The sequence below is a fragment of the Pseudomonas sp. LBUM1668 genome, assembly GCF_059695715.1.
This window is the reverse complement of sequence record NZ_CP166787.1, coordinates 3710527-3729657: the sequence shown is the minus strand read 5'-3', so window position 1 is coordinate 3729657 and position 19131 is coordinate 3710527. Positions and strand designations below refer to the sequence as shown.

The window sequence follows — 19131 nt, the reverse complement described above, 5'->3', positions numbered from 1 at the left end:
CGGCGGTTCAGCTCTCACCTTGACGTTAACGTAAGCCTGCGATGAGTGGCTGTCAATCACACTTTACGTTAACGTCAACTTAGGCGAGAGTAGAGGCCGTTCAAGATTGAAAACGGACTGCCCCATGTGGGAGCGAGCTTTTGTGGCGAGGGGATTTATCCCCGTTCGGCTGCGAAGCAGTCGTGAAATCTGTAAATCTGATTTGTCTGGAGGTATGCAGGGGCGGCTTCGCCACCCAACGGGGATAAATCCCCTCGCCACAGTTGGCTCCCACAAAAAGTGCAATCCGGCAAACCCACTAATAAAGACAATAGGGGTCGTCATGGATCAACCCAGTGCAAATCCGCAGCGCAGTTACACCCGCGGATCCCAAGACAAAGCCTTGCTGGCGATGACCATCGGGCAGAAGTTCGACCAGACCGTCGCGCAATACCCGGACGGCGAGGCGTTGGTGGTGCGCCATCAGCAGCTGCGCTACTCCTGGCGACAGCTCGCGGACGCGGTGGATCTGCATGCCAGAGCCTTGCTGGCGTTGGGATTGCAGTCAGGTGATCGACTCGGCATCTGGGCGCCGAATTGCGCGCAGTGGTGCATCACCCAATTCGCCACCGCGAAGATCGGGGTGATCCTGGTCAACATCAACCCGGCCTACCGCAGCTCCGAACTTGAATATGTCCTCAAGCAGTCGGGCTGCAACTGGCTGGTCTGTGCCGGAGCATTCAAGACCTCCAACTATCACGACATGTTGCAGGGACTGCTGCCGGAACTGGCGGAGCAATCCATCGGCCAATTGCAAAGCGAGCGTTTGCCGGACCTGCGCGGCGTGATCAGCCTCGACGCACAACCGCCGTCGGGTTTCCTGCCGTGGTCGCAACTGGCCGATATGGCCGCGAGCATCGCCGCGCAACAACTGCATGAGCGCAGCGACAGCCTGCACTTCGATCAACCCGTCAACATCCAGTACACCTCCGGTACCACCGGTTTCCCCAAGGGCGCGACCCTCAGTCACTACAACATTCTCAATAACGGTTACATGGTCGGAGAAAGCATCGGCCTGACGCCGCGTGACCGACTGGTGATCCCGGTGCCGCTGTATCACTGCTTCGGCATGGTCATGGGCAATCTCGGTTGTATCACTCACGGCAGCACGATGATTTACCCCAGCGACGCGTTCGATCCGTTGTTGACTCTGCAAACCGTCGCCGAGGAAAAAGCCACCGGGCTCTACGGCGTGCCAACGATGTTCATCGCCATGCTCGATCAGCCGCAGCGCGGCGAATTCGATCTCTCTAGCCTGCGCACCGGCATCATGGCCGGCGCCACCTGCCCGATTGAAGTCATGCGCCGGGTCATCAGCGAGATGCACATGAGTGAAGTGCAGATCGCCTACGGCATGACCGAAACCAGCCCCGTTTCGCTACAGACCGGGCCGACGGATGAACTGGAACTGCGTGTAACCACGGTCGGCCGCACCCAACCGCAACTTGAAAGCAAGATCATCGACGAGGCCGGCAACCTGGTGCCGCGCGGCACCATCGGCGAACTTTGCACCCGTGGTTACAGTGTGATGCTCGGCTACTGGAGCAATCCGCAGGCCACCGCCGAGGCCATCGATGAGGCCGGCTGGATGCACACCGGCGATCTGGCGAGCATGAATGGCGATGGCTACGTGAACATCGCCGGACGTAACAAGGACATGATCATTCGCGGTGGCGAGAATGTTTATCCGCGTGAGCTGGAGGAGTTCTTCTTCACCCATCCGGCCGTGGCGGACGTGCAGGTGATCGGCATTCCGTGTTCTCGGTACGGTGAGGAGATCGTTGCCTGGATCAAATTTCATCCCGGCCACAATGCTTCCGAACTGGAGCTGCAAACCTGGTGCAAGGAGCGCATCGCGCACTTCAAGACGCCGCGGCATTTCAAGTTTGTAGAAGAGTTTCCGATGACGGTGACCGGCAAGATCCAGAAGTTCAGGATGCGTGAGATCAGTATCGAGGAGCTGAAAACAATTGAGCCCTAACCACAATCACTGTGGGAGCTGGCTTGCCAGCGATGGCGTCAGGTCAGCCAGCATCAACGTTGAATGATCTACCGCAATCGCTGGCAAGCCAGCTCCCACAGGGATTGGGGGGTATTCGGGAATCGCAGAAAGCACAAAGGGGAGCCGAGGCTCCCCTTTAATTTTGTCGTCGCGTGCTCTTTTTTATTATTGAGGGTCGGTCTGTTGTTGTTTTTGGCAACCGTGGCCCTTTACCGCTGTTTTTGGCGACCCCCATCCGGGGTCAAGAGCAAACGTATTTTTTTGAGCGCTGATCTGCTTTCTCGTTAAACGATCCAACCGATTCGGGAGCTACCTGAAGGTAGTTTTATTGTTCTCTGCCCGGTTGCGGGTCACTCCTGAGAGCACCCTGAAAAGCACACCTTCTCCAAAAAAATCTGTTAGCTGCGTCTCTGCCGTGTTGTTTTTGTTATGTCAGAGTCGTTACGTCTTATTTTTATTGGTTTGCTGCTTTTTATTCTTGTTATGCCATAGAGATAGCAGAACGCGTGCCAACTTTTAAAAACCCTTATAAATCAACAGCTTGATGTTTTTTCCGGTTTTGCTGCCCGGCCAAAGCCAGACAATTTGTTTCCGTGTTACTCGCTTGCGCCCACATTCTGCACGCAGCGGTAACACCGTTGACCTCACTGTGCGTTACGGGCCTTGGCCACGCGCGAGCCGCTTGGGCGACCGAGCACCGCGCTGATTTGCTGGCCCGCGGCAATCAAGGCGTCCAAGTCGATTCCGCTGTCGATCCCCAGACCGTTGAGCAGGTAAACCACGTCTTCGGTGGCGACGTTACCGCTTGCACCTTTGGCGTACGGGCACCCGCCGAGGCCGGCGATAGAGCTGTCGAACACCGCGATGCCTTCGAGCAGACTGGCGTAGATGTTGGCCATTGCCTGGCCATAGGTGTCGTGGAAGTGTCCGGCGAGTTTTTCTCTTGGCACCTGCGCCGAAACCACTTCAAACAGGCGACGAGTCGCGCCTGCGGTGCCGGTGCCGATGGTGTCGCCGAGCGACACTTCATAACAGCCCATCGCGTACAACTCGCGCGCAACCATGGCCACTTGCTCCGGCGCGACCGTGCCCTCGTAAGGGCAACCGAGCACACAGGAAACGTAACCGCGCACGGTAACGCCATGCTGTTTCGCCGCCTCCATGATCGGCGTAAACCGCGCCAGGCTTTCACTGATCGAACAGTTGATGTTGCGCTGCGAGAACGCTTCGGATGCAGCGGCGAACACCGCGACCTCCTTGACCCCAGCCGCGACCGCGTCTTCAAAACCACGCAGGTTCGGCGCCAGTGCACCGTAGGTCACGCCGGGTTTGCGCTGGATCTGCGCGAACACCTCGGCGGACCCGGCCATCTGCGGCACCCATTTCGGTGAGACGAAACTGCCGACTTCTATATAGCCAAGACCCGCGGCGCTTAAGGCGTCGACCAGGTGCACCTTGTCAGCCACGCTGATGGGCTGGGCTTCGTTCTGCAGGCCATCGCGCGGGCCGACTTCGATCAGGCGTACTTGGGAGGGGAGGGACATGGCGTTGACCTGCTTACATTTTGAGTTCGTGGAGAACCCTGTGGGAGCGGGCTTGCCCGCGATGGCGTCGGGTCAGTCAACATTAATGCTGGATGTTCCGGCCTAATCGCGGGCAAGCCCGCTCCCACAGGAAATGAGTGATGGCTGATTATTGCGTGACTTGCTGGCTCTTGAGCGTCTGCTCCAGCGCCTGCACGCAGCGTTCTTCGGCGGTATCGAGTTCCAGCTTCATCTGTTCGATATCCAGCAACTGCTGCTCCAGCTGTTCCCGGCGCTCGCTGATTTTCGCCAGCATGCTGTTGAGTTGTTTGGTGTTACCGCTGGACGGGTCGTAGAGTTCGATCAGTTCGCGGCATTCGGCCAGCGAGAAACCGATGCGCTTGCCGCGCAGGATCAGCTTCAGGCTGACTTTGTCGCGGGGCGAATAGATGCGTTCCTGGCCGCGACGCTCGGGGCTTAGCAGGCCTTGTTCTTCATAAAAGCGAATCGCCCGGGTGGTGATGTCCAGCTCGCGGGCGAGGTCGGAAATGCTGTAGGTCTGGCTGCTCATGAAAGCGCTCGATAAAAGGTCTTGGCGCTAAGCTAATGGCAGGTTGACGTTTACGTCAAGGACGAAAAGATCTCAGCCACCGCCATCTTCTACAGGGGAGAAATTTACAAATGTAGGAGCTGCCGAAGGCTGCGATCTTTTGATCTTTCCTCAAACCACCTGCTTATCCAGCTTCTTCTCATGCGCCGTCACCTGCTGACACAACTCGATCATCTGCTCGCGCATCCAGCGATTCGCCGGGTCCTGATCGGTGCTCTCATGCCAATACAGATGCGTCTCCACCGGCGGCACATCGTTGACCGGCAGATTAAACGCATGCAATTCATGGCGACGGGCGAAACGCTCCGGCACGGTCATGACCATGTCGGTCTGCTGCATCACCTGGGACGCCATCAAATAATGCTGCGAGCGCAATGCGATCTTGCGCTGAATGCCCATTTTGCCCAAGGCCAGATCCACGTAGCCGAGGCCGCTGCGGCGGCTGGAAATATGGATGTGCGTCAGCGACAGATAGTCATCGAGGGAGAATTTTTCCTTGCCCGCCATCGGGTGGCCCTTACGCATTGCGCAAACGTAACGGTCTTCCATCAGCTTGACGTGACGCACCTGCGGGTCGGTGTTGAGCGGCGCATCAACGGCAAAATCCAGACGTCCGGCCGCCAGTTCCTTGGTGGTCTCGCGACGTTTTGACAGGAAACTTTCAATGATTACCGTCGGCGCCAAACGGCGCAAACGCTGAAACAGCGGCGGTAAAATCACTGCCTCGGTGAGGTCGGTCATGCTGATGCGGTAAGTCTTGGCCGCTTGCGCCGGGTTGAAAATTCGACTTTCCTGAACCGATACGCGCAATAGCGACAGCGCGTTGCGCACCGGGCCGATGATGTTCTGTGCCATCGGCGTCGGCACCATGCCCTGAGCCGTGCGTACGAAGAGCGGGTCGTTAAACGTCTCGCGCAATCGCGCCAACGCGTTGGACACCGCTGGCTGAGTGATGCCGACAATCTGCCCGGCACGGGTCAGGTTGGCTTCGGTGTAGATCGCGTCGAAGACGATGAAAAGGTTGAGGTCGACCTTGCTCAGATTCATAACGCGGCTTCTCTTGTTTTTAAGGGCAGGTGTTTGAGGGGCTGACAATCAGCCGATCATATATCGGTGATGAATGTTAATACACGCCGAGAATAGGCTAGGTAAATTATCAACGCTGTTCTAGCATCGATTGCATGACTTAAACAACCTCTGCCCAACAAGGTAATTGCTCATGGATTTCGCTTATTCGCCCAAGGTGCAAGAACTGCGTGAGCGCGTAACCGCGTTCATGGACACTTACGTTTACCCGGCCGAAGCCGTATTCGAGCGCCAGGTTGCCGAAGGCGATCGCTGGCAGCCGACGGCGATCATGGAAGAGCTCAAAGCCAAGGCCAAGGCGCAGGGGTTGTGGAATCTGTTTCTGCCGGAATCGGAACTCGGCGCCGGACTCACCAACCTCGAATACGCACCTCTGGCAGAAATCATGGGCCGCTCTTTGTTGGGACCAGAGCCGTTTAACTGCTCAGCGCCAGACACCGGCAACATGGAAGTGTTGGTGCGTTACGCCAACGAAGAGCAGAAACAGCGCTGGCTCGAACCGCTGCTGCGCGGCGAGATTCGCTCGGCGTTTGCCATGACCGAGCCGGATGTCGCTTCGTCCGACGCCACCAACATGGCCGCCCGCGCCGTGCGTGATGGCGACGAGTGGGTGATCAACGGCAAGAAGTGGTGGACCTCCGGCGCTTGCGATCCACGCTGCAAAATTCTTATCTTCATGGGCCTGAGCGATCCCGATGCGCCGCGCCACGCGCAGCACTCGATGATCCTCGTGCCGGTCGACACCCCCGGCGTGAAAATCGTCCGTCCGCTGCCGGTATTCGGTTATGACGACGCGCCCCATGGTCACGCTGAAGTGCTGTTCGACAACGTACGCGTGCCGTACGAAAACGTCCTGTTGGGTGAAGGACGCGGCTTCGAAATCGCTCAGGGGCGCCTTGGCCCAGGCCGAATTCACCACTGCATGCGTTCGGTCGGCATGGCGGAACGTGCGCTGGAATTGATGTGCAAACGCTCGGTGAGCCGCACTGCGTTCGGCAAACCACTGGCGCGTCTGGGCGGTAACGTCGACAAGATCGCCGACTCACGGATGGAAATCGACATGGCGCGCCTGCTGACGTTGAAAGCGGCCTACATGATGGACACTGTCGGGAATAAAGTGGCGAAGAGCGAGATCGCGCAGATCAAGGTTGTCGCGCCGAACGTGGCACTTCGCGTGATTGATCGGGCGATCCAGATGCATGGCGGGGCAGGGGTGTCTAACGATTTCCCGTTGGCCTACATGTACGCCATGCAACGCACCCTGCGCCTGGCTGACGGCCCCGACGAAGTGCACCGCGCGGCAATCGGCAAGTTCGAAATCGGCAAATATGTGCCGAAGGAAATGCTGCGTAGCGAGCGCTAAAAGCTAAAAGATCGCAGCCTTCGGCAGCTCCTACAGGGGAACACATTCCAATGTAGGAGCTGCCGAAGGCTGCGATCTTTTGATCTTCTTCAGGCACTGCATCGGAACGATCAGTTGAAACTCAATAAACCCAAACCTCAACCCGCCGATTCTTGATCCTGCCTTCATCCGCACTATTGGCCGCCACCGGCATCTGCGCGCCAAACCCGCGCACCTCGCGCAGCACCACGCCGTTTTTCACCAGTTCACGTCGCACGGCCATCGCCCGCAGTCTGGACAGCAAGTCCGCCCGCGCCGGGTCGTCCTTGAGGTCACCAAACCCTACTAGCGTTACCGCGCGATCGGTTTTGTCGTGGCGCTTTATATAGTCGAACACCCGAGCCAGATCCTGCCGAGCCTTGTTGTCTAGGCTGGCGCTGCCTTCCTCGAAACGAAAATTGACTGTCAGGCGTTGGGCGTGACGGCTGAGGGATTGATAGCCCTCGGGCATCAGCGCATTCGGTGCGACGGTCATCGCATGCACCGTCTGGCTGATAAAACCGTTGGCCGCAACAATCGCCTGGCCCTGGCGACTTTGCGCAAACGCCACCAATGCCTTGGCCCACGGGTTTTGACTGTCGGGCGGCAGATAGAAGAACAATCGTCGCGACAGCGGATAGTCTTCGGTGGCGATCAAACTGTTGAGTGGCAGCATCGATTGCGACGCGCCATCGGCTATCGCCACCGCTTTGGCCTGCCGCACGTACGGCAAGCCGATGAAGCCGATACCCTGCGGATCGCTGCTGACGGCGTCGGATAACTGCTCGCTGGATTCAAACCTTTTCGCCGCGTTACTCAGATTTTTCCCACGACGACTCAGGACCAGTTCCTTAAACGTGTCGTACGTACCGGACTGATCATCCCGCGCATATAAATGAATGGCGCCACCACGCCCGCCGAGGTCTTCCCAGGTTTTCAGCTCGCCACTGAAGATCCGCGCCAGTTGTTCGGTATCCAGTTGCTGCAATGGATTATCGGGATGAAGGATGATCGCCAGACCATCGATGGCAATGACTTGCTCAGCGCTGGGGCTTTTCAGATCACCGAGTGATTGCAGTGTCTGTAACTCACCATCCTTGATCTCGCGGGAAGAAGCGGCCAGGTCGGCGCTGGCGTTTTTCAACGCGATAAATCCGGTACTCGAACCGTGGGCGGCAACTTCCACGACAACGCGTTGACCTTGCGCAGTCTGGCCGACGATACGCAGTTCATTGGCAGAGTCCGGGATTTCGCGGTGAATCTTCAGCAGACCTTGTTCTTGCAGCAAGCCTTCAACCAGTGCCGGGCCGAGTTCGGCGCCGATGGTGTTGGAACCCTGAATGCGCAACACCGGGCCGTTTTCAGTTATCGGCAGGGCAGCGGCAGAGACCTTCAGCCATGCGCTCAACAGAAAAACCAATAAAACACGCAGGGTCATGCCGGCACCAATTGAAGCCAAGGGGATTGCCGGGGAGATTAAGTCAGGCGCATGACCAAAACATTACACAGGAAAAGATCACAGCCTTCGGCAGTTCCTACAGAAAAACACCATTCCCTGTAGGAGCTGCCGCAGGCTGCGATCTTTTGATCTTGAAGAGGATCAGCTCAGTTCAAGCCAGATCGGCGCATGATCCGAAGGCTTTTCCATGCCGCGCAATTCATAGTCGACACCCGCCGCTTTCACCCGTGGCAGCAAACCGTGGGACGCCAGGATCACGTCAATGCGCAGCCCACGCTTCGGTTCATCTTCAAAACCACGGCTGCGGTAGTCGAACCAACTGAACATGTCGGTCACGTCCGGGTTCAGGTGGCGGTAGCTGTCGGTCAGGCCCCAGTTTTTCAGGCGGGCCATCCACTCGCGCTCTTCCGGCAGGAAGCTGCATTTGCCGGTTTTCAGCCAGCGCTTCATGTTGTCCGGGCCGATGCCGATGTCGCAGTCTTCCGGGGAAATATTCACATCGCCCATCACCACCACCGGCTGCTCGTTGTTGAACTGGCTTTCCAGCAGGGTTTGCAGATCGCTGTAGAAACGCTGCTTGGCGGGGAATTTGGTTGGATGGTCGCGGCTCTCACCCTGTGGGAAATAGCCGTTCATGATCGTCACCGGCACGCCATTGGCGTCAGCGAAAGTGCCCCAGATGAAGCGGCGCTGGGCGTCTTCTTCGTCAGTCGCGAAACCTTTGTGGATAGCAATCGGCTCCTGACGCGAGAGCATTGCCACGCCGTAATGGCCTTTCTGGCCGTGGAAATACACGTGGTAGCCAAGGGCGCGTACTTCTTCCAGCGGGAACTGGTCGTCGTGGACCTTGGTTTCCTGCAGGCCGATCACGTCCGGCTGGTGTTTTTCGATCAGCGCTGCCAGCTGATGCGGACGGGCGCGCAGTCCGTTGATGTTGAAGGAAACAATCTTCATGGTCGGCAGTCCTGGCAAAAGGGCGATGCTAGCTGACATGTGGGATGGGGGCCAGTGTTGGGGTAAGCAGATTCGGTTTGGTCTGTGGGATTTGTGCTGTCTGCAATGGCGCCATCGCTGGCAAGCCAGCTCCCACAGGGATCTCCAGCGAACACAAATTTTGTGAACACCCGAGAAACCTGTGGGAGCTGGCTTGCCAGCGATGGCGTCCGTTCAGTCGATGAAGATCCCGCTTTGGTCTATACCTGTGGGGAACCGCACCACCCGCAAAAGGTTCGTACCAACAAGAGCCCCGCCATTCAAGCGGTGCCAGGGGAGAATCACTGTCATGCCTGAAACCCAGACCGCCATCGCCGACATTCATATGCTCGACCGCGGTTATTCCCGCGAAGCCCGATCGCTGCTGTATCAGGCCTATCGCCATGAGCCGACCTTCGGTTACCTCTTCGAAGCCGAACGCCCCGGATACGAGCAACGTGTGCGCGCCACGGTGCGCGAGCTGGTCAAGCAGCACTTTCTTCAGGACTTGCCCGCGATTGGCCTGCTGGTCAACGACCGCTTGATCGGCATCGCCCTGATTGCGCCACCGCAGCGCCGCCTGGGCATCACCGAAAGTTGGGCATGGCGCCTGCGCATGGTGCTCAGCACCGGTTTTCGCTGCACCCGGCGCTATCTGGAATACCACGATGCCGTCGCCGCGTGCGTGCCGAGTGATTCGGTGCACATGTTGCCGCTGCTCGGTATTCATCCGCAGTTTCAGGGCAAGCACTTCGGCGAGCAACTGCTGACGGCCGTACACAACTGGTGCGCGGTGGACGAGACGTCTCAAGGAGTAGTGCTCGATACTGGCAATCCACGCTATCTGGAATTTTACAAACGACAGGGTTACGAGGAGATCGGCGAAGTTGCCGTCGGCCCGGTGCGCGAGCATGTGTTTTTCCATGCCAATCCGCAGGTGTTACAAACTGCGACCGCATAACGATCGAACTTTTCGAGTCAAGTCCGGTTCTATCACGCTCCCAAGCTCGTGATAGCATCCGCGCCTATGAAGTTTCCAGGAAGATTTACCAGTGGCGTGCTCATGCTGTTATCCAGCTGCGCGGCGCTGGCGCAAAGTGAATTGGATGTGCGGATCAAACCGTCCAACGATGAACTCAAGGCCAATATAGAAGGCTATATCGGCAGCCTCGGTGACCGCGACGAAGAAGCCTTGCTGCGCTTCAGTCGTGGTGCCGAGGAGCAGGCGCGCAAAGCCGCGCAGGCTTTGGGCTACTACCAGCCGCAGATCGACAGTGATGTGAAGGGCGGCGACAAGCCGCGCCTGGTGCTGAACATCGATCCCGGCGAGCCGATCCGTCTGCGCAACGTGACCATTCGCGTCGACGGGCCCGCAGCCTCGTTCAAATCCTTTCGCGTACCCAAAGCCGATGTGCTCAAACCCGGCGCGGTGCTCAACCATGGTCGCTACGAAGACGCCAAGCGGCTGATCCAGAATCAGGCCTCGCGCTTCGGCTATTTCAGTGGCCATTTCACTAGTCAAAAACTTTTGGTCGACCCGCGCGCAGGCGTCGCCGATGTCGAACTGATCTACGAAAGCGGCCCACGTTATGCGCTGGGCAAAGTCAGTTTCGAAGGTGATACGCCATTCGACGAAGACTTGTTGCAGCGCATGGTGCCGTTCAAACCGGGCGAGCCTTACGACTCCGAGCTGATCGCCGAACTCAACCGCGATCTGCAATCGAGCGGCTATTTCGAGGGCGTGCGCGTCGATGCCGCGCCGACCGCCGCGAAAAACGACGTGATCCCGGTGGCCGTCAAACTCGACACGCGCAAGCCGCGCACCATGGGCTTGGGTCTCGGCTATTCGACCGACGTCGGCCCACGGATCAAAGCCAACTGGACGCGCCACTGGGTCAATCCGCAGGGCGACAGCTATGGCTGGGAAGCCGAACTCTCGGCGCCCCGGCAGAATGTCGGGCTGTTCTACGACATCCCGCTCGACCCGCCACTGACCGATAAATTGCGTTGGGCCGGCGGTTATCAATTCGAAGACATCGAAGGTTCCGACACGCTCAGCAAACTGCTGACCTTCGGCCCGGAATGGCACAGCAAGTTGCCCAGCGGCTGGCAGCGGGTGATCTCGCTGAAATGGCAGCGCGAGGAATACGAGCTTGGCGATGACTCGGGCTTGAGTACCTTGCTGATGCCCGGCATCAGCTACTCGTACCTGAAAAGTGACAACCGCATCGACCCGCACAACGGCTATCGCCTGACCTTTGAAAGCAAAGTCGCGAAGGAAGGCGTCGGCTCCGACACCAACCTTTTATATGGCACTGCGCTGGTCAAGGGCTTGACCACGGTGTTCGACAAACACCGTTTGCTCGGTCGCGTGCAGGTCGGCGGTAGCGCCACCAACGGTTACAAATCGGTCCCGCCATCGTTGCGCTTCTTTGCCGGTGGCGATCAGAGCGTGCGCGGTTACGACTACCAGAGCCTGTCCCCGGAAAACTCCGATGGCGACCGCATCGGCGGCCGCTACATGATTGCCGGCAGCGTTGAATATCAATACTCCGTCGCCGAGAAATGGCGGGTCGCGACCTTCGTCGATCAGGGTAACTCCTTCAACAAACTCGAACTGCCGGACCTCAAGACCGGGGTCGGTATCGGTGTGCGCTGGGTTTCGCCGGTGGGGCCGATTCGTCTCGACCTGGCCCACGCGCTGGACGACGATGGCGGCATCCGGCTGCACTTTTCCATGGGGCCTGAGCTGTGAAGCGTGGTTTGAAAATTACCGCACTGACGTTGTTGGCGTTGGTGTTCTTGATTGTATTGAGTGTGGCCGTCGTGCTCGGAACCAACACCGGCAGCCGCTGGGCGCTGGGTCTGGTGCCGGGCTTGAGCACGGAGAATTTCCAGGGTCGCCTCGGCGGGCAATGGAGCGCCGATCATCTTGTGTGGCAGCAAGACAGTAGCCGGGTCGAACTGGACAAGGCCATCTTCGCCTGGTCGCCGCTGTGCCTGACGCGCATGACGCTGTGCATCGATCAACTCAAGGCTGATCGGGTCGTTTTGCAATCTCCGCCGAGTGAAGAAACCACTGAAAGCGGCCCGATCAAATTGCCGGATCTGCAGTTGCCGCTGGGTCTCGAACTGGGCGATGTGCAGGTCGGCAGTTTGCTGTTTAACGGCAGCGAGCAACTCAAAGGCCTGCAACTGGCGGCCCACTGGACCGCCAAAGGCTTGCAGATCGACAGCGTGAAATTGCAACGCGATGAGCTGAGCCTGAACCTGTCCGGGTTGCTCCAGCCCACCGGTAACTGGCCGCTGAACATTGCAGGGGATCTGACCCTGCCGTCTCCGGGCACCGATCCCTGGACGCTGGCGTTGAAAGTCGACGGCGATCTGTTGAAGACCCTCAATCTGCACGCCGACAGTCGTGGCTACCTTGATGGCCAGTTGAGCGGCGAACTGCAACCGCTGGCGGAAAACCTGCCGGCCAAGGTGCGTATCACGTCCGAGGCGTTCAAACCGAGCGCTGATCTGCCGGATACCCTGCAACTCAATCAACTCGTGCTGACCGGTGAAGGCGACCTGAAAAACGGTTACCAGCTAAACGGCAACGCCACGCTGCCCGCCGATAAAGGCCCGGTGGCGTTGTTGCTCAAAGGCAAGGTCGACGCCAGCGGCGCGCAAATCGCCGGCCTCGACCTGAGCGCCAACGACAAGCAAAGCCTCAAACTCACCGGCAGTGTTGACTGGAGCAAGGGTCTGACCGCTCAAGCCAACATCAATTGGCAGGACTTCCCGTGGCATCGGCTCTACAACGAAATCGACGAGCCACAGGTCGCTTTGCGTACCTTCAACGGCGAAGTGTCTTACACCGACGGTCAGTACATTGGTAACTTCGCCGCCGCGCTGGATGGCCCGGCGGGCGCATTCAGCCTGAGCAGTCCGTTTAGCGGCAGCCTTAAACAGATCGCTTTGCCGCAACTGAAAATGGAAGCCGGGCAGGGCAAGGCCGAAGGGCACGTGAACGTGCAGTTTGCTGACGGCATTGCCTGGGACGCGGCGCTGGATCTGTCGGCGCTCAATCCGGCGTACTGGGTGGCAGAGCTGCCGGGCACCCTGGCCGGCCCACTGAAAAGCAAAGGCGAGATGAAGAATGAGCGCCTGAGCCTGACGGCCGATCTCGACCTCAAAGGCAAACTGCGCGGCCAACCGGCGATCCTCCAGGCCAAGGCTGACGGCGCTGGCGAACTATGGAATCTGAATGCCCTGCAAATCCGCCTCGGCGATAACAGCATCAGCGGCAAGGGCAGCCTGCAACAGAAACTCACCGGGCAGATCGACATCAAGTTGGCCCGTCTGGCCCAGCTCTGGCCAGAACTGCGCGGGCAGATCAACGGCCAGGTCAACGTCGCCGGCACGCTGAAAGCACCACAAGGCAAGCTCGATCTGCAAGGGTCGCAACTGGCCTTTCAGGATAATCGCCTGCAAAGCCTCAATCTCGACGCCACCCTCGACAGCGCACAGCGAGCGAAAATCGATCTGAAAGGCAGCGGCATTCAGGCCGGTGACACGAGTTTGGGCACCCTGACCGCCAGCGCCCAAGGCGACATCAAGAGCCAGAAACTCAACCTCGACTTGCTCGGGCCGAAACTGAAACTGGCGCTTGGCCTGGACGGCAATCTGGACAAGGGCAATTGGCGCGGGCGCCTGGCCAGCGGCGATATTCAGGCCGGCGGCCAGGATTGGAAACTGCAAAACCCGGCCAAACTCGAGCGTCTGGCTGACGGCAAAATCAACTTCGGCGCCCATTGCTGGATGTCCGGCAGCGCCAGCTTCTGCGGTGAAGATCAACGGCTGATGCCCGAGCCGAAACTGCGATACCACCTCAAGCAATTCCCGATTGAAAGCCTCGCGCAGTGGTTGCCCAAAGACTTCGCCTGGCAGGGCAAGCTCAATGCCGATCTGCAACTGGACCTGCCGGCCAGCGGCCCCAATGGCGTGGTCAGCATCGACGCCAGCGGCGGCACTTTGCGTATGCGTGAGAAGGATCAGTGGCTCGACTTTCCGTACCAGACGCTGAAACTCACCAGCAAGCTGACCCCGAAACGCATCGACACTGACCTCAACTTCGTCGGTGGCAAACTCGGCGAACTGATGGTGCAGGCGCAGCTCAATCCGCTGCCGAAAAACAAACCGCTGAGCGGCTCGTTCCGTCTCACCGGGCTGGACCTGTCCGTGGCGCGGCCGTTTGTGCCGATGGTCGAGAAACTCACCGGGCGCCTCAACGGCAGCGGCACGATCTCCGGTGGGCTGCTCGCACCTTTGGTCAACGGCACTGTGCAACTCAGCGATGGCGAAGTGTCCGGCGCCGAGTTGCCGATGGAGCTGCAGGATCTGCAACTCAAAGCGATGATTGCCGGTGAGTCGGTGCGTCTGGACGGCAGCTGGAAAAGCGGCAAGAGCGGGCAGGGCAATCTGAACGGCAACATCACCTGGGGCCAGGCGCTGGTGGTTGACCTAGCGCTTAAAGGCACGCAATTGCCGGTCAGCGTCGAGCCCTATGCCAAGCTTGAAGTGGCGCCGGACCTGAAGATTTCCATGGCCGGCGATGAGCTGAAAATTGCCGGCAAAGTGCTGGTGCCCAAAGGCGAAATCACCGTGCGTGAATTGCCGCCATCGACGGTGAAGGTCTCCGATGACACGATCATCGTCGGCGCGCAGACCGAACAGGGCAAACCCCCAATCGCCATGAAAATGGACATCGACGTGGTGGTCGGGCAAGACAAGTTGAGCTTCGCCGGTTTTGGCCTGACCGCCAATCTGCAAGGTCAGGTTCACATCGGTGACAACATGGACACGCGCGGCGAACTCTGGCTCAACGACGGGCGTTACCGCGCCTACGGTCAGCGCCTGACGGTGCGGCGTGCGCGTCTGCTGTTCGCCGGTCCCATTGATCAGCCGTATCTGGACATCGAAGCGATTCGCCAGACAGACGACGTGATCGCTGGTATTCGCCTGAGCGGCAGCGCGGAACAACCGACCACGCAGATCTTCTCCGAGCCGGCGATGAGCCAGGAACAGGCGCTGTCTTACCTCGTCCTCGGCCGTCCGTTGAGCACCAACGGTGAAGACAACAACATGCTCGCGCAAGCGGCGTTGGGCCTGGGCTTGATGGGCAGCGCCGGGGTCACCAGCGGCCTGGCCAAGGATTTGGGCATTCAGGATTTCCAGCTCGACACACAGGGCAGCGGCGACGCCACCAGCGTGGTGGCCAGCGGCAATATCTCCGAGAAGCTCAGTTTGCGTTACGGCGTTGGCGTGTTTGAACCGGCTAGCACCATTGCCTTGCGCTACAAGCTGAGCAAGAAGGTTTACGTCGAAGTCGCCAGCGGCGTGGCCAGTTCGCTGGATATCTTCTACAAGCGCGATTTCTAGGTCGCGTTGACGATGACCGGATCGCCGCGCGCGCTCCGGTTATCGGCGGATGTATTAGACTCAGCGGACTTGAAAGCCGCGCGGGCCGTTGCCTGACGCCTCATAGGTTGGTCTTATGATCCGCTTGAGCACGATCCTGCTCGGTAAAGACTTTGTCCGCAAACGCTGGTCATCGCTGGCCCTGATCGGCGTGGTCTGGGGCGCGTCCGGCGTGGCGATATTCATCGATGCGCTCGATGGCGTGATGTATTTTCCGCTGCATTTTTTTGGCTATCTGCTGTTACTCGATGCCTTGATCATTCTGCTGGTGCCCGCACCGCAAACCGGCACCGCTGCCGCTTTGCGCAAAGCGCGAGGTGTGGCTTTCCTGATACTTGGGCTGCTGATTGTCGACCGACAGCATGCCGCCAGCCTGATTCTGGCGGTGCTGTTTGGCGGGGCTTTTCTGGTCGATGGTGGCTTTCGTCTGGCGGCGGCAGTGGTGGTGCGTTTTGTCGGCTGGCGACTGTCATTGCTGACGGGGTTGTTCGAGATCGGTTTTGGTCTGTTCATCCTCGAACCGTACCCGACGCTCTATAAGGGAACGGTGCCGTTCTGCATTGGCATGAGCATTTTTCTCTCGGGCGGTGCCTTGTTGCGTCAGGCCATCCGGTTCAAAAACTGGCAGTCGCCGATCAGCATTTCCCCCGTCAGTGCACCGGCATGCAGCAATGCACTGGTGATCCATGTCTGGACACCCAGCGGTACGGTCGACGACACCTTGGTACGTAACCGTCTGCTCAATCGTTATATCGCGGCGGTCGACGTCAACGGCGTTATCTCTGCCGGCCACGCCGCACTCGAGTGCGGGCCGGACATCTACATCAGTCACTATCCGCAGGACGACATTGACCGTTCGGCCGGGGATTTCGTGCGGTTGCTACGGGCCACTCCCAACAACGATGTCGCCGGCAGGTTTTTACCCGATTATCCGAGCGAGGTCGCCGACTGGTGTCCATCGTCGGTTCAAGTCAGTTTTGCCCATTACGATGCTCAGCGATTGGCCGGGTTCTGGGCCAACTATCGGCAGAACGCCACCTACAACCTCACCAGCCGCAATTGCTCCAGTGCCGTCGCCCATAGCCTGGAAGCGGCCCTTGAAGGCGCTATGAATCGGGGCAAATCAAGCATGCTGGATTTTGCCCGGATCATCATCAGCCCCGAATTCTGGGTAGCGGCCCAGGTGCGCAAACGTGCCGAAGCCATGGCCTGGACCCCAGGTCTGGTGCTCGATTATGCCCGGGCATTGCGGGCCGCTGTCGAGCCAGCACCGCCGGGCTGGCACAGCATGTACGCGGGCGCGAAACGCGCCTGTGGCTATGTGGCCACTGCCTTGCGGGGGCGCGAGGTGCATCCGTTGCAGCCGCCAACATCAGTCCGTCCCCCCGACGAATCCTGATTGGCTTTAGACCGAGTCGCTGCCATCGCTGGCAAGCCAGCTCCCACAGGGGATGTGTCGTACTGAAAAATCATTTACGCCACAAAAACCTGTGGGAGCTGGCTTGCCAGCGATGGCGTCCGTATGTGCAACACAAAACCCAGCCCATTTATCAGCCAATTACCTAGCCTGCTAACTATTCCATTGACATTCGCTGCCTAGGCAGTAACATCTCGACATACATTCACTGCCTAGGCAGTTATTAGGTGAGCAAATGAAACATTTCACCCCGGACGAATTCAAACACTGCCATCTCGGCCTGTTGCTTGGCCGTGCTGCGTTGCTCAAGGACCGGATCATCGACACCCACATGGAACCCCACGGCATCACTGCCGCGCAGTTCAAGGTGTTGATCATCATGGCCCAGTTCGGCGTCGATACGCCGGCCGAGCTGTGCCGGCACTTGTCGCTCGACAGCGGTTCGATGACACGCATGCTTGATCGTCTGGAGCAGAAAGGTTTCCTGGCCCGCCACCGCAGCGAAGGCGATCGCCGTCAGGTGCAATTGAAACTGACCGAACAAGGCCAGCAACTGGCCGATCGCCTGCCGCACATCGGCGCCGATGCGATGAATGAACTGGCCGGCGCCGTCACTCCGGACGAGTTGAAAACCCTGGAATACATCCTCAAGAAAATTCTGCTGGCAGCCGGTGACCCGATCACTATCCAGCGGTTAGGTGAACACAATGAGCGGTAAAACCTTGCGCAGCAGCCTCACTTTGGTGCTGTCGGCGATGATTCTCGCCGGTTGCGCCAACTACAGCGGCCTCGACACTCAAGGCCAGAGCCTCGATGCGAAAAGCCTCAAGGTCGGTCAGTCGCTCAATGGCGTCACGCTGTCGCCGGCGGCCTGGCCGAAAAGCGATTGGTGGACCAGCCTCGGCGATCCGCAACTCGACGGCTTGATCCGCGAAGCCCTGCACGACAGCCCCGACATGCAGATAGCCGAAGCCCGCGCCCATCAGGCCAGCGCCGCCGCGTATGCCGCCGATGCCGAGCGCTATCCGACGCTGGACGCCAGCGCCGGCATCAGCCGTTCGCGCCTGGCCAAGGATCAGGATCCGCGAGGGCAGGGCGATGCCTACGCCACCGTGCGTAACGTCAGCGCCGGCTTCAATTACAACTTCGACCTGTGGGGCGGCCAGCGTGATGCGTGGGAGGCCGCGCTCGGTGAAGCCCGTGCCGCCGAAGTCGACCGTCAGGCTGCACAACTGACACTCGCCGCCGACGTCGCCCGCGCTTACAGCGATCTCGGTCAGGCGCACATTGTTTATGACTTGGCCAATGAAGACCTCAAGCGCACCAAGCAGATGCTCGACCTGAGCCAGCGTCGCTTGAGCTCGGGGATCGACAGTCAGTATCAGTTCCAGCAAACGCAAAGTCTGGAAGCCAGTTCCGAAGCCAGCCTGATCGACGCGGAAAAACGCCTGAACAGCGCGAAAATCGCTTTGGCGGTGCTGCTTGGCAAAGGCCCGGATCGCGGCAACGAAATCGCCCGCCCGAAAATCCTCCAGGCCAGCGCTGTTGCCGTGCCGTCGGTGTTGCCGGCGGAACTGCTCGGTCGTCGTCCGGATTTGGTCGCCGCCCGCTGGCGCGTGGAAGCCGCGAGCAAAGACATCGACTCGGCGAAAACCCGGTTCTATCCCAATCTGAACCTCACCGCCTCGGCTGGTGCGGAATCGTTGTTGGGCGATGCAATGTTCGGTTCGGCCAGTCGCTTCTTCAGCATTGCTCCGACCATTTCGGTGCCGATCTTCGACGGTGGACGCTTGCGCGCCAACCTCGATGCGCGCGATGCCGATTACGATCTGGCGGTGGCGCAGTACAACAAAAGTCTGGTGAAAGCACTCGGCGATGTCAGCGACACAATCAACCAGTTGCGTGACATCGGCCGGCAGATCGGCGCGCAGCAACACGCCACCGACATTGCTCAGGATTCTTACAACACCGTCGTCCAGCGTTACGGTTCCGGCATCGGCAACTACCTGGACGTGCTCAGCATCGAGCAGCAATTGCTCCAGGCCCAACGTCAGTTGGCCAACCTCAATGCCGAGCAGATCGACCTGTCGATTCAACTGATGCAAGCGCTGGGCGGCGGCTTCCAGGGTGAAACCCTGACCGCAGCCAACGCCCGCCCAGCCACGCCGCATAACTAA

General features: G+C 59.1%; 13 protein-coding genes. 8 read left to right on the top strand and 5 right to left on the bottom strand.

The window, feature by feature from the left end; translation table 11 throughout:
- Positions 1-322 precede the first annotated feature (322 nt).
- Complete coding sequence (locus ACA061_RS16705; RefSeq protein ID WP_497299653.1) at positions 323-2020, top strand: AMP-binding protein; 1698 nt, start codon at positions 323-325, stop codon at positions 2018-2020.
- Between the two features lie 665 nt (positions 2021-2685).
- Here the strand turns inward: ACA061_RS16705 and ACA061_RS16700 are convergent.
- The 3 genes from ACA061_RS16700 to ACA061_RS16690 all read right to left on the bottom strand — a co-directional run bounded on the left by ACA061_RS16700 (position 2686) and on the right by ACA061_RS16690 (position 5221).
- Positions 2686-3585: a hydroxymethylglutaryl-CoA lyase gene (locus tag ACA061_RS16700; RefSeq protein WP_497299652.1), complete on the bottom strand. Its 900-nt coding sequence runs from the start codon at positions 3583-3585 to the stop codon at positions 2686-2688.
- Positions 3586-3733: 148 nt separating this feature from the next.
- Positions 3734-4135 (bottom strand): MerR family transcriptional regulator, encoded by a 402-nt coding sequence (locus ACA061_RS16695; RefSeq protein WP_150592331.1) that lies wholly within the window; start codon positions 4133-4135, stop codon positions 3734-3736.
- A gap of 150 nt (positions 4136-4285) precedes the next feature.
- Positions 4286-5221, bottom strand: a complete 936-nt coding sequence (locus ACA061_RS16690; protein WP_150618354.1) for a LysR family transcriptional regulator — start codon at positions 5219-5221, stop codon at positions 4286-4288.
- Positions 5222-5393: 172 nt separating this feature from the next.
- Here ACA061_RS16690 and ACA061_RS16685 point away from each other — a divergent pair, with 172 nt between their 5' ends.
- A complete protein-coding gene (locus ACA061_RS16685) occupies positions 5394-6623 on the top strand; it encodes an acyl-CoA dehydrogenase (RefSeq protein WP_150618355.1) in 1230 nt (409 codons plus the stop codon).
- A 121-nt stretch (positions 6624-6744) separates the two neighbouring features.
- On the opposite strand, the gene ACA061_RS16680 is transcribed toward ACA061_RS16685, so the two are convergent.
- Complete coding sequence (locus tag ACA061_RS16680; protein ID WP_497299651.1) at positions 6745-8079, bottom strand: substrate-binding domain-containing protein; 1335 nt, start codon at positions 8077-8079, stop codon at positions 6745-6747.
- 162 nt (positions 8080-8241) lie between these two features.
- Positions 8242-9054: an exodeoxyribonuclease III gene (gene xthA, locus ACA061_RS16675; protein ID WP_150605358.1), complete on the bottom strand. Its 813-nt coding sequence runs from the start codon at positions 9052-9054 to the stop codon at positions 8242-8244.
- 328 nt (positions 9055-9382) lie between these two features.
- Here xthA and ACA061_RS16670 point away from each other — a divergent pair, with 328 nt between their 5' ends.
- The 6 genes from ACA061_RS16670 (at position 9383) to ACA061_RS16645 (ending at position 19131) form a co-directional block, all read left to right on the top strand.
- Positions 9383-10033 carry a GNAT family N-acetyltransferase gene (locus ACA061_RS16670; RefSeq protein ID WP_007912451.1) on the top strand — a complete coding sequence of 217 codons (651 nt, stop codon included), beginning with the start codon at positions 9383-9385 and terminating at the stop codon, positions 10031-10033.
- 66 nt (positions 10034-10099) lie between these two features.
- Positions 10100-11827: an autotransporter assembly complex protein TamA gene (locus tag ACA061_RS16665; protein WP_150605359.1), complete on the top strand. Its 1728-nt coding sequence runs from the start codon at positions 10100-10102 to the stop codon at positions 11825-11827.
- On the top strand, positions 11824-15498 hold the full coding sequence (locus ACA061_RS16660; RefSeq protein ID WP_497299650.1) for a translocation/assembly module TamB domain-containing protein: 3675 nt from the start codon (positions 11824-11826) through the stop codon (positions 15496-15498). The genes ACA061_RS16665 and ACA061_RS16660 overlap by 4 nt, the downstream gene beginning before the upstream one ends.
- A 115-nt stretch (positions 15499-15613) precedes the next feature.
- Positions 15614-16936: an HdeD family acid-resistance protein gene (locus tag ACA061_RS16655; RefSeq protein ID WP_210553082.1), complete on the top strand. Its 1323-nt coding sequence runs from the start codon at positions 15614-15616 to the stop codon at positions 16934-16936.
- Between the two features lie 253 nt (positions 16937-17189).
- Positions 17190-17672 (top strand): MarR family winged helix-turn-helix transcriptional regulator, encoded by a 483-nt coding sequence (locus ACA061_RS16650; protein WP_095189882.1) that lies wholly within the window; start codon positions 17190-17192, stop codon positions 17670-17672.
- Complete coding sequence (locus ACA061_RS16645) at positions 17662-19131, top strand: efflux transporter outer membrane subunit (RefSeq protein WP_150618360.1); 1470 nt, start codon at positions 17662-17664, stop codon at positions 19129-19131. The genes ACA061_RS16650 and ACA061_RS16645 overlap by 11 nt, the downstream gene beginning before the upstream one ends.